Source organism: Citricoccus alkalitolerans (genome assembly GCF_039528175.1).
GTDB lineage: Bacteria > Actinomycetota > Actinomycetes > Actinomycetales > Micrococcaceae > Citricoccus > Citricoccus alkalitolerans.
Window position 1 is genome coordinate 1,297,890 of sequence record NZ_BAAALH010000001.1, and the last position, 11,747, is coordinate 1,309,636.

8 protein-coding genes are annotated in these 11,747 nt (G+C 68.2%); 3 read left to right on the plus strand and 5 right to left on the minus strand.

Translation table 11 applies throughout. From position 1 onward, the window contains the following. Positions 1-59 precede the first annotated feature (59 nt). Together ABD134_RS05770 and ABD134_RS05775 are read right to left on the minus strand one after the other, a co-directional pair. A complete protein-coding gene (locus tag ABD134_RS05770) occupies positions 60-1,463 on the minus strand; it encodes a class II 3-deoxy-7-phosphoheptulonate synthase (protein ID WP_344227471.1) in 1,404 nt (467 codons plus the stop codon). A gap of 44 nt (positions 1,464-1,507) precedes the next feature. Next, positions 1,508-2,206 carry a lysophospholipid acyltransferase family protein gene (locus ABD134_RS05775; protein ID WP_344227473.1) on the minus strand — a complete coding sequence of 233 codons (699 nt, stop codon included), beginning with the start codon at positions 2,204-2,206 and terminating at the stop codon, positions 1,508-1,510. Positions 2,207-2,287: 81 nt separating this feature from the next. Between ABD134_RS05775 and ABD134_RS05780 the strand changes: the two genes are divergently transcribed. Next, a complete protein-coding gene (locus ABD134_RS05780) occupies positions 2,288-3,076 on the plus strand; it encodes an alpha/beta hydrolase (RefSeq protein WP_344227475.1) in 789 nt (262 codons plus the stop codon). Next, positions 3,073-3,561 (plus strand): hypothetical protein, encoded by a 489-nt coding sequence (locus tag ABD134_RS05785; RefSeq protein ID WP_344227477.1) that lies wholly within the window; start codon positions 3,073-3,075, stop codon positions 3,559-3,561. Before ABD134_RS05780 ends, ABD134_RS05785 begins: the two co-directional genes overlap by 4 nt. On the opposite strand, the gene ABD134_RS05790 is transcribed toward ABD134_RS05785, so the two are convergent. Further along, positions 3,558-4,703, minus strand: coding sequence for an ROK family protein (locus ABD134_RS05790; RefSeq protein ID WP_344227479.1), 1,146 nt, complete (start codon positions 4,701-4,703; stop codon positions 3,558-3,560). The genes ABD134_RS05785 and ABD134_RS05790 overlap by 4 nt on opposite strands. 253 nt (positions 4,704-4,956) lie before the next feature. Here ABD134_RS05790 and ABD134_RS05795 point away from each other — a divergent pair, with 253 nt between their 5' ends. Further along, positions 4,957-6,774: an AMP-dependent synthetase/ligase gene (locus ABD134_RS05795; protein ID WP_344227481.1), complete on the plus strand. Its 1,818-nt coding sequence runs from the start codon at positions 4,957-4,959 to the stop codon at positions 6,772-6,774. Between the two features lie 3 nt (positions 6,775-6,777). Here the strand turns inward: ABD134_RS05795 and ABD134_RS05800 are convergent, their stop codons facing one another. Next, positions 6,778-8,208, minus strand: coding sequence for a mycothione reductase (locus ABD134_RS05800; RefSeq protein WP_344227482.1), 1,431 nt, complete (start codon positions 8,206-8,208; stop codon positions 6,778-6,780). 61 nt (positions 8,209-8,269) lie between these two features. Continuing rightward, positions 8,270-11,713 (minus strand): pyruvate carboxylase, encoded by a 3,444-nt coding sequence (locus ABD134_RS05805; RefSeq protein ID WP_344227484.1) that lies wholly within the window; start codon positions 11,711-11,713, stop codon positions 8,270-8,272. Positions 11,714-11,747 lie beyond the last annotated feature (34 nt).

The window sequence follows — 11,747 nt, forward strand, 5'->3', positions numbered from 1 at the left end:
CAGATCGTCCGGGCCAGGGCGGATGTCCAGCCGGTGGGGCCGGACGTCCGCCGCGTGCTCTAGACGGAGCGATCGGGATGGGACAGGGCCTCCGTGACCAAGAACGCCATCTCGAGGGACTGTTGGTGGTTCAACCGCGGATCCACCAGCGTCTCGTAGCGGTCGGCAAAGGCCGACTCGTCGATCGGGTCCGAACCACCCAGGCACTCCGCTACGTCGTCACCGGTCATCTCCACGTGCAGACCCCCCGGGTAGGTCCCGGCAGCCCGGTGGACCTCGAAGAAGCCCCGCACCTCGTCCATGACGTCGTCGAACCGGCGCGTCTTGTACCCGTTGGCGGCGGTGACCGTGTTGCCGTGCATCGGGTCGGTGACCCACAGCGGCTGGGCTCCTGAGTCCCGGACCGCTTCCACCAGGGCGGGCAGGTACTCCCGGATCCTGCCAGCACCCATCCGGGTGATGAAGGTCAGCCGGCCAGGCTCGCGTTCGGGATCGAGCTTGTCGATGAGCGCCAGGGCGTCTTCGGGCTTCGTGGTGGGCCCGAGTTTCACGCCGATCGGGTTCCGGACCTTGGAGAGGAACTCGACATGGGCGCCGTCCAGGTCCCGGGTCCGCTCGCCGATCCACAGGAAGTGCGCTGAGGTCGAGTACGGCAGCCCGGAGCGTGAGTCGATACGGGTCAGGGCCCGTTCATAGTCCAGCAGCAGGGCCTCGTGGGCCGTGAAGAAGTCCGTTCGACGCAGGGCGCTGAAATCCACACCCGCAGCGTCCATGAACCGCACCGCACGATCGATCTCGCCCGCGAGCTCCTCGTAGCGCGAGTAGGCAGGATTCTTCATGAAACCCTGGTTCCAGGCGTGCACGGACCGCAGATCGGCGAATCCACCCTGGGTGAAGGCGCGGACCAGGTTCAGCGTGGCGGCCGAGGTGTTGTATGCCTGGACCATGCGCTGTGGATTGTGGCGGCGGGACTCTGGTGTGAAGTCGAAGCCGTTGACGATCTCGCCCCGGAAGGACGGCAGGGTGACGCCGTCCCGGGTCTCCGTGTCCGAGGACCGGGGCTTGGCGAACTGTCCTGCCATCCGGCCCATCTTCACCACCGGCAGAGAAGCACCGTACGTCAGGACCACGGCCATCTGAAGAATGGTCTTGACCCGGGCACTGATCTTGTTGGCCGTGGCGCCGGCGAAGGTCTCGGCGCAGTCACCACCCTGGAGCAGGAAGGCCTCGCCCTGGGCGGCCGCCGCCAACTGCGTGCGGAGCACATCCACCTCACCGGCGAACACCAGCGGCGGGGCGGAGGACAGTTCCGCCATGGCTGACTCGAACTCGGCCGAATCCTCCCAGGTGGGTTGCTGAGAGACCGGCTTCGCCCGCCAGTCGTCCAGGCCGGGATAGTCGGCCGCGCCATTCGATTGGGCTGAGCCGAAGGCCGGGAAGTCTGTGGTGGGATCCGAAATCATGGTTACAGGGTACGGAACCCGGGCCGCGGATGCGTGCTTGTGACCTACTGAGCGTCCGGTGCGTCCGGTGCAGGCCTGCTCTTCACGGTGGAAGCGTAGACATCCACGTACTCCTGGCCGGAGAGTCTCCGGATGGCCTCCACGATCTGGTCAGTGACCTGCCGTTCCACGAAGCGGTCACCGGTGCGGTCGTAGTACTCGGAGAAGTCCAGGGGCTGGCCGAAGATCATGCCCACGCGGCGAATGCTCGGGATAGTGCGGCCGATGGGCTGAACCTTGTCTGTGCCGATCATCGCGATCGGCACCACGGGCACCCGGGCGTTCAGCGCGAGCTTGGCCACGCCCAGCTTGCCCCGGTACAGCCGTCCGTCCGGGCTGCGAGTGCCCTCCGGATAGATCCCGAGGAGCTTGCCGTCCTGCAACACCTCGAGGCCGGACCGGAGCGAGTCGAGCGAGGCCTTGCCGCCGGCCCGGTCCATGGGCAGCTGGTTGGTGGCCTCGAAGAACTTCCGGGTGATCCACCCCTTGGGTCCCCTGCCCGAGAAGTACTCCTTCTTGGCCAGGAAGTGCACCTGCCGGTCCAGCTGGGCCGGCATGAAAATGGAGTCGGACACCGAGAGATGATTACTGGCCAGGATGGCCGCCCCCTCCTCGGGCACATTGTTCAACCCCTTGACCCAGGGACGGAACAGGAGGTTCGTCACGGGTGCCACCACGAAGGTCTTGGCGAACCAATAGAACACGGAAGATGAACCTCTCCTCAGACGGTGCGGACCCGCACCAGTCTAGGAGTCTGTCGCCACCGTGGCGGCTAGGCTGGCGTGATGGATTCCCTGCAGAGGCCGATGACCCTGAGTGGCGCTCCGGACGGTGTCCTGGCCCGCGGTCCCGGCTCGACCGCCGTCGCGCTGTTCCACGGTTTCACCTCGGGCCCCTTCTCGATAGCGCCGTGGGCCACGGCCCTCGCGCAGGCCGGTGCCGCCGTCGAGGTGCCCTTGCTGGCCGGCCATGGCACCCGATGGGAGGACCTGGAACAATTCACCGCCGCAGACTGGCGTTCCATCGCTCGCCAGACCGTCGATGACCTGCTCGCCACCCACGAGCACGTGTTCGTGGCGGGACTGTCCATGGGGGGTGCCCTCGCGCTCGACGCCGCAGCACACCGGCCGGTCGCGGGGACCATGGTCGTGAATCCTGCCCTGCGGTTCGCGTCTGCAGCCGCACCCCTGGCCGGGCTGCTCCGTCACGCCGTCCGCACCGTCGCCCCCATTGCCAATGACACGATGCGCCCCGGTGTGGACGAGCGAGCCTATACCCGCACCCCGCTGGCCGGTGTGCGCCAGGTCGGCGCGGTGCAGAAGGCGGCCCGCCTCGCCCTGCCGGACATCGACTCACCGGTGCTGGCGTTCCGCTCCACCGCCGACCACGTGGTGCCGCATTCCTCGATGACCGTCCTGGGGCGCCGGCTCGCGCCTGGACTGCTGACCGTGCGGCCCCTGTACAACAGTTATCACGTGGCCACCCTCGACTGGGACGCCGGCCTCATCCACGACGAGTCAATCGCCTTCATGTCCGCCACCGTGGACTCCCGTCGACGGGAAGGACTGTCATGACTGAACGCCGGGACGGATCTCACGGTCACGAGCCCGACGGAGAAGGAGACCCCGAGCACCAGGACCAGGCTGAGATCGATCGCCAGTGGCAACAGATCGTCGAGGGCCTCGGCCCGCTCGAGCCACCTGGGCCTGCCCCCGAACCGCCTACGGCGGGGCGACCCGATCTCGCCCCATACTTCGCCGAGACACCGGAGTGGGGGCCGCGGGACTACACCGTCGACGATGAGGACGAGGGTGACTTCGTCCCGCCCGACCCCCCTGCCCTGGCCACCGGACGGCCGGCCATGGTCCTGAGCGTGGTCGGACTGATCGGCGGCCCGGCGGCGTTGCTGCTATCCGCCCTCTTCTGGCCCGGTATCCCGGGCATCGTCATCACGGTCTTCATCGCCGCCTTTGTGGCCGGGGCGGTCGGTTTGTTCCTGTCCCTGCCCCGGGACCAGGATCGCCGCGACCCCTGGAACGACGACGGCGCCCAGGTCTAAGGGGCCGGCCGGGTTCCCGGCGGCGGACTACCGCGCCAGTGCGGACCCGATCCGGTTGACAGCGCCCGCACGGGCCAGCCGGCGCGTTCCAGCGCAACGCCCGCTGCTCCCACCCATCCGGACTGGTTGCCCAAGGTCGCGACCGAGACCGACGGCATGGGACGTCGTCGTCCGCCGGGAAGATGCCGGGCCAATTCCTCTCGTGCCGGCCCCAGCAGCAACTCCCCTGCGGCGGCCACACCGCCTCCGATGACGAACCGCACCGGATCCAGGACGGCTGCCAGCGTGGCCAGGCCGCGGCCGAGCCACCGGCCGGTGCAGGCCACAGCGTCGCGGCAGGCCCGGTCTCCGTCCAGGGCATCGTCGATGGTGGCACGCGCCGAGGTCCGTCCAGCACGGGCCGCCAGGGCGTCCGCGGAGACCAGCAGTTCCCAGCAGCCGGTATTCCCACAGGGGCACAGCGGGCCGGACGGGTCCATGGTCATATGCCCGAACTCACCGGCCATGCCGTGCTCACCGATGTCCACAGCGCCATCCCGGACCAACGCACCACCGATCCCAGTGCCGATGGCCACCAGGACCATCCGGTCCGGGCCGGCGGCAGTCGACGCCAAGCGGGCCTCGGCCCAGGCCGCCGCGTCGGCATCGTTGATCACCGAGGGTACGGGGGCCGTCCCCGATGCGTGCTCCCTGGACCCTCCGGGTGCCAGGGGAAGCCCGGTGAGGTCGGCCAGTGCTCGGGAGAGGTCCTGCGGCAGGGCACGGTTCCGCCAGCCGCCCAGGTGCGGGCTGAACACCGATCGACCGCTGTGCGGATCGATCCACGCTGCGGCGGACACACCCCACACCACAGGGAGGCCGGGCCAGCGGGAGCGGAGGCCGCTGTACTGGTCCCGGGCGATGGCGGCACACAGAGCGGACAACGCGTTTCCATCCGATTCGACCTGGTGTTCAATCCGGGTCTCAGCGGCCTCCATCGCGGGGCCTGCGCCACCCGGCAGGGTGGTGCCGGTCACGGCCGTCCCAGTCAGGGTTCCACCGGCGGTCAGCACCACCGTTCCTGCCTTCACGGCACCGCCGCCCACGTCCAGGCCGATGGCTGCGGCGACCGGCGTACTCTCAGTACCAGCCACGTCAGCCACGTCCAGATCTCCTTCGGTCCCCGCTCAGTATCCCTGGCCTCGTAGGGCACCCGGTGCGCCCGGTGCGCCGAGAAGGTACGGCCTCGCACCACTGGTTACCGGTGGGTAGTATTATCACGATTGTGGTACACGCCACACCGGTTCCGGGCTTGTCCTGTAGGGTCAAAAGCCCCGGGCACCCCCGCCCGGCCGGTCGGCACCCCAGAGAGCCACATCGCCACACAGCGGCACAGCCAAGCACCAGGAGCGCACGTTGAAGGAATACATTACCCCTCCCACGGTCCAGGTCCCCCAGGAGACGAACATCACCGATCTCCTTGAACAGCAGGTCCTGGCGGATCCCCGGCGGCCGCTGTTCGCCCGTCAGGCCTCACCCGGTCAATGGACCGATGTCAGTTCCTCCGCCTTCCATGAGGATGTCCGCACCTTGGCTCGTGGCCTGGCCGCTGCCGGGCTTGAGGCCGGGGACCGCATCGGCATCATGTCCCCCACTCGCTACGAGTGGACCCTCGTTGACTTCGCCATCTGGTATGCCGGCGCGGTGACGGTCCCCATCTACGAGACCTCATCCCCCAGCCAGGTGGCCTGGATCGTCTCGGATGCCAACGTGCGCGCCGTCGTCTGCGAGACCGCCCGCCACCGCACCGTGGTGGAGACGGCCATCCGTCAGGAACAGCTCGACCCCCTGGTGGACAGTTGGCTGATCGAGGCTGACGGCCTGGACGAACTACGCTCACTGGCAGCCCGCGGGCCCGACTCGGACGTCATGGAGTCTCGACGCACCGCTGCCAACCTCCCAGATCTGGCGACCATCATCTACACCTCGGGCACCACCGGGAAGCCCAAGGGCTGTGAGCTCACTCACGGCAATTTCGCCGAGCTCAGCCTGCAGGCGCTCGGGACTGATTTGGCCGGGATCGTCAACGCCCGTTCCAGCACCGTCATGTTCATCCCCCTGGCGCACGTCTTCGCGCGGTTCATCTCCGTGCTGGCCCTGGCCGCCGGCGCCAAGGTCGGTCACACTTCGGACATCAAACAACTGGTCCCAGATCTGCAGTCCTTCCATCCGACCTTCCTGCTGGCCGTTCCCCGCGTCTTCGAGAAGGTCTACAACTCGGCCCAGCTGAAGGCGGAGACCGGCGGCAAGGGGAAGATCTTCGCCGCCGGGGCACAGACCGCCATCGACTATTCGAAGGCCCTGTCCGACGGCAAGGTCCCCCTCATGCTGCGCGCCAAACATGCGCTCTTCGGCAAGCTGCTCTACGGCAAGATCCGTGATGCCATGGGTGGGCAGGTGGCGCATGCCGTGTCCGGTGGCGGCCCCCTCGGCGCCCGGCTGGGACACTTCTTCCGCGGCATCGGTGTCAACATCATGGAGGGCTACGGCCTCACGGAGACCACCGCCCCGGTCACCGTGAACCTGCCCAGCGCGGTGAAGATCGGCACGGTCGGCAAGCCACTGCCAGGCAACGGCGTCCGCATCGCCGACGACGGCGAGATCCTGGCCCAGGGAGTCTGCCTGATGCGCGCGTACCACAACCGGCCGGACGTCACCGAGAAGGAGATCGTGGACGGCTGGTTCCACACCGGGGACATCGGCTCCCTGGATGACGACGGCTATCTGACGATCACCGGCCGCAAGAAGGAGATCATCGTCACGGCCTCCGGCAAGAACGTGGTGCCTGCTGTCCTGGAGGACCAGGTCCGCGCGGACGCCCTCGTCTCCCAGTGCGTGGTGGTGGGGGACAATCGCCCGTTCGTGGCGGCGCTGGTGACCCTGGACGCGGAGATCCTGCCGGGCTGGCTTCAGCAGCACGGCATCGCGGCGGACACCCCGGTGGAGGAACTGGCCACCCATCCGGTGGTGGTGGAGCATGTGCAGTCCGTGGTGGACAAGTCCAACCAGTCGGTCTCCCAGGCGGAGTCCATCCGGGCCTTCCGGATCGCGCCGGTGGACTTCTCCATCGAGTCCGGCCAGCTGACCCCATCGCTGAAGATCAAGCGCAACGTGGTGATGAAGGACTTCGAAGGCCTGGTTGAGGAGATCTACGGGGCACCCAAACCCGCGTAGGTCCTACACGAGCCCGCTGTCCGGGACCTCCAGGCCCAGCAGGGCATTCTCCACGACCTCGCTCAGGGCCGGGTGGATCCAGAACTGGCCGCGGGCCAGCGTGTGGGCGTCCACGCCGAAACTCATAGCCTGCACGAGCAGCTGGATGAGGTTCGGTGCCTCATGTCCGATGAGGTGCGCCCCGATCAACTGCCCGTTCTGGCGGTCGGCGATGAGCTTGCACAGCCCGGAGGTGTCCTCCATGGCCCAGCCATAGGCCACGTCGCCGTACTCCTGCACCTTGACGCTGATCCGGTCCCGGCCGTACTCGGCCACCGCCTGGGCCTCGGTTAGTCCGGCCGACCCGATCTGCGGTCTGGTGAACACGGCGGACGGAATCGGGCCGAGCGTGTTGGCCCTCAGGTCATCCGGATGTTCGAGATTGTGGGAGACGATCCGCTGATCGTGGTTGGCCACGTGCTTGAGCTGCTGTCCACTGGAGATGTCTCCCAGCGCCCACAGCCCCGGAACCGGTGCTCCGCCCGAGAGCAGCCGCTGGTACTCGTCCACCATCAGTCGGCCGTCGCCGTGCACGTCCAGGCCGGCGGACGCCGGGTCCAGCCGGTCGGTGTTCGGGGTCCGCCCCTGGGCCACGAGCACCGCCTCGGCGTCAATCACCATCGTGGCGCCCTCCGCCCCCTCCAGGTGCACCGCCACCCACCCAGACTCCGTCTCCTCGATCCGGGACGCGGTCCACCCGGTCTCGAGCCGCCACTGCCGGGAGGCGAGCTCGGTGAACCGCTCAGAGATCGTCTCGTCATGGGTACGCAGCAACTGTGAGGAGCGGTTGACCTGGACCACCGAGGAACCGAGGGCGGAGAAGACCGCGGCGAATTCGGCGGCGATGAATCCGCCGCCGAGGATCACCAGCGTCTCAGGAAGCGTGGGCAGCCGCATGATCGAATCCGACGTGTGCACCTGTGGGAGGTCAATCCCCGGAACCTCGGGAAGCACCGGCCGGGAGCCCGCGGCCACCACGATGTTCTCGGCTTCCAGGACCCGCCCGCTCGCCGTCGTCAGCTGGCGTGTCCCGGTGAACCGACTCTCCTCGGTGATGACGGTGGTGTGGTCCAGTTCCTGATCGCGGTACCGGAAGCCTCCCGAAGAAATCGCATCGATCCGGGAGAAGATTCGGTCCCGGATCCCGGCCCAGTCCGTCGAGCGAAGCTCCAGGTCCACGCCCAGCCGACCGGACTCCGCGGGGACGGCCGCCAGAGTGGCCGGGTAGGCGAACATCTTCGTGGGGATGCATCCGACGTTGAGGCAGGTTCCACCGAAGATCCCGGCATCGATGATCGCCACCCGACGGCCGTCCCAGTAAGGGGTGACCAGCGAGTTGCCGGAGCCGGAGCCGATGATGATCAGGTCAAACGATGAGGTGGTGTCGGTGCCCATGGACACAGCCTACGGTCCACGGGCACCGTCCCCGACCTGATCTCGCTCGGCGTCCCCGGTGTCAGTCCACGACGAGGAGCAGATCGCCGCCCTCCACCGGAGTGGTCCCGCTCAGCACCACGCGGGACACGGTCCCGCCGGCCTGGGCCGTGATGGCCGCCTCCATCTTCATGGCCTCGATGGTGGCCACGGTGGCGCCGGCCTCCACAGCATCACCCTCAGCGACGTTGACCGTCACGACCCCGGCGAACGGTGCGGCAACATGACCGGCGGCCGATGGATCTGCCTTCTCAGCGGCACGGGCCGTTGATTCCACGGAGCGGTCCCGGACCGTGATCTGGCGCGCCTGCCCGTTCAGGGTCACCATGACGGGACGCAAGCCCTTGGTGTCGGGCTCGCCGATCGCCTGGAGCGTGGCCAGCAGGCGGACGCCCTTGCCCAGGGAGATGACGTGCTCCTGCCCCGTCACCATTCCATAGAGCCAATCGCGGGTGTGGAGCACCGAGGTGTCTCCGAATTCGTCCCGGCTGGCCTCGAACTCCTGCGTGGGGCCTGGGAACAGGAGCCGGTTGAGCGTCGCCTGGCGTGGGGCGCCGGGCTCGGACAACGACGCGCGGTCCTCGGCCGTGAGCTCGGCCTCCGGACGGCGCTGGCCCCGGTTCTGCAGGGCCCGGCCGCGGAACGGTTCCGGCCAGCCTCCGGGCGGGTCGCCCAACTCGCCGGACAGGAAGCCGATCACGGAATCCGGCACATCGAAGTCCTGAGGGTTCTCGGCGAAGGCAGCGGGGTCCACATCCATGCCGACCAGCTGCAGGGCGAGGTCGCCGACCACCTTGGAGCTGGGCGTGACCTTGACGATGTTCCCCAGCATCGCGTTGGCCGCCTCGTACATCTTCTCGATCTGCTCGAACCGGTCCCCGAGTCCCAGGGCGTTCGCCTGCTGGCGCAGGTTGGAGAGCTGACCGCCGGGGATCTCGTGGCGGTACACGCGGCCGGTGGGTGCCGAGAGCCCGGATTCGAAGGGTCGGTAGATCTCGCGGATCGTCTCCCAGTACGGCTCGAGTCCCGCGGCCCGGTCCAGCCCCAGTCCAGTGTCCCGCTCCCCGTGCTCCAGGGCGGCGACGAGGGCTGACATCGGGACCTGGCTGGTGGTGCCGGCCATGGAGGCCACGGCGGTGTCCACGGCATCGACTCCGGCCTCGGCCGCGGCCAGCAGAGTCGCCAGCTGGCCACCAGCCGTGTCGTGCGTGTGCAGGTGCACCGGCAGGTCGAACTCTCCGCGCAGGGCGCCGACCAGTTCCTTGGCGGCCTGAGGGCGTAGCAGTCCGGCCATGTCCTTGATGGCGAGGACGTGCGCGCCGGCATCGACCATCTGCCGGGCGAGTCCCAGGTAGTAGTCGAGGGTGTACAGCTTCTCTGCCGGATCCAGCAGGTTGCCTGTGTAGCACAGGGCCGCCTCCGCCACGGCGGTCCCCGTGGCCCGGACCGCCTCGATGGCCGGGGCGATCTGGCCGACGTCGTTCAGGGCGTCGAAGATGCGGAAGATGTCCACGCCCGTGTCCGCGGCCTCCTGCACGAAGGCATTGGTCACCTCGACCGGGTACGGGGTGTAGCCAACCGTATTGCGGCCGCGCAACAGCATCTGCAACGGGATGTTCGGCAGTTCCTCCCGCAGCAACCGCAGCCGGGCCCACGGGTCCTCGGCCAGGAAGCGCAGCGCGACATCATAGGTGGCCCCGCCCCAGGCCTCAACGGAGAACAGTCCCGGCAAGGTGTGAGCGACCGCGGGCGCAGCGGCCAACAGGTCCCGAGTACGGACCCTCGTGGCCAGCAGCGACTGGTGCGCGTCGCGGAAGGTGGTGTCCGTGACGGCCAGTTCGGTACGGGAGCGCAGATCGGCAGCGAAGCCCTCCGGTCCCCGCTCCAACAGGACCTGGCGCCATCCGGCCGGTGGCTGAATGGACGACGGACCATCGAAGGGGCTGCGGTCCGGCTCTTCGGACTTGTCCCCGGGGAAGTGTGGCAGCTTGTCCCGGGGATCAATCCCGTCCACCCTCGGACCATGTGGCTGATTCACGGTGACATCGGCCAGGTACTGCAGGGCCTTGGAACCGCGGTTCTGGCTGCGGTTCACCTGGGCCAGCTCCGGGTGTGCGTCGATGAAGTCGGTAGCCACGTCCCCGGCCACGAAGGTCGGGTCGTCCAGCACGTTCATCAGGAACGGGATGTTGGTGGCGACGCCGCGCACACGGAACTCGGCCAGGGCGCGCCGGGTGCGGCGCACCGCCGTCAGGTAGTCACGGCCGCGGCAGCTGAGCTTGACCAGCATCGAGTCGAAATGCGGACTGATCTCGGCGCCGGTGTAGATGGTGCCGCCGTCCAGCCGGACGCCGGAGCCACCGGCCGAGCGGTAGGCGGTGATGGTGCCGGTGTCCGGCCGGAAGCCGTTCGACGGATCCTCGGTGGTGATGCGGCACTGCATCGCGGCCCCACGGATCCGCAGGTCTTCCTGGTGGATGCCGAGTTCGTCCAGACTGTGCCCCGCCGCGATCCGCAGCTGGGAGGCCACGAGGTCCACGTCCGTGATCTCCTCGGTGACCGTGTGCTCCACCTGGATGCGGGGATTCATCTCGATGAACACGTGCTGCCCGGCCCGTTCACCGGCCGTGTCCACGAGGAACTCGACCGTGCCGGCGTTGACATAGTCCATGGCGCGGGCGAACTTCACCGCATCGGCGTACAGCGCCTCACGGATGGAGTCATCCAGGTTGGGGGCGGGAGCGATCTCGATGACCTTCTGGTGGCGCCGCTGCATGGAGCAGTCACGCTCGAAGAGGTGGACCGTCTCCCCCGACGCGTCGGCCAACACCTGGACCTCGATGTGCCGGGGCCGCAGGACAGCCTGCTCCAGGAACATGGTGGGATCGCCGAAGGCTGTCTCGGCCTCGCGCATGGCCGCATTCAGGGCGTCCGGCAGGTCGGCCGAGCTCTCGACCCGGCGCATGCCACGGCCTCCACCGCCGGCAACGGCCTTGACGAAGATCGGGAAGCCGATGTCCTCGGCCTGGGAGACGAGCCAGTCCACGTCCGAACTCGGTTCCGAGGACTTCAGCGTCGGGATCCCGGCGGCCTTGGCCGCTCTCAGGGCCTCGACCTTGTTGCCCGTCAACTCGAGGACGTCGGCCGGCGGACCGACGAAGGCGATGCCCGCCTCCTCGCAGGCGCGGGCCAGCCCGGCATTCTCGGACAGGAACCCATATCCGGGATAGATGGCGTCACAGCCCGATTCCGTGGCCACCCGGATGATCTCGTCCACATCCAGGTAGGCGCGGATGGGGTGGCCCTCCTCACCGATGCGGTAGGCCTCGTCCGCCTTCTGCCGGTGGATGGAGTTCCGGTCCTCATAGGGGAACACCGCCACGGTGCGGGCACCCAGCTCATAGCAGGCACGGAAGGCGCGAACGGCAATCTCGCCGCGGTTGGCCACCAGCACTTTGGTGAACATGCCATCGGTCGTCCTCGGGGACATTGGACCTCCT

What these genes read in the sequence shown, in the direction of transcription:
- ABD134_RS05805 (WP_344227484.1), bottom strand. Translation starts at nt 11,713, where the DNA reads ATGTTCACCAAAGTGCTGGTGGCCAACCGCGGCGAGATTGCCGTTCGC.
- ABD134_RS05780 (WP_344227475.1), top strand. Translation starts at nt 2,288, where the DNA reads ATGGATTCCCTGCAGAGGCCGATGACCCTGAGTGGCGCTCCGGACGGT.
- ABD134_RS05800 (WP_344227482.1), bottom strand. Translation starts at nt 8,208, where the DNA reads ATGGGCACCGACACCACCTCATCGTTTGACCTGATCATCATCGGCTCC.
- ABD134_RS05770 (WP_344227471.1), bottom strand. Translation starts at nt 1,463, where the DNA reads ATGATTTCGGATCCCACCACAGACTTCCCGGCCTTCGGCTCAGCCCAA.
- ABD134_RS05785 (WP_344227477.1), top strand. Translation starts at nt 3,073, where the DNA reads ATGACTGAACGCCGGGACGGATCTCACGGTCACGAGCCCGACGGAGAA.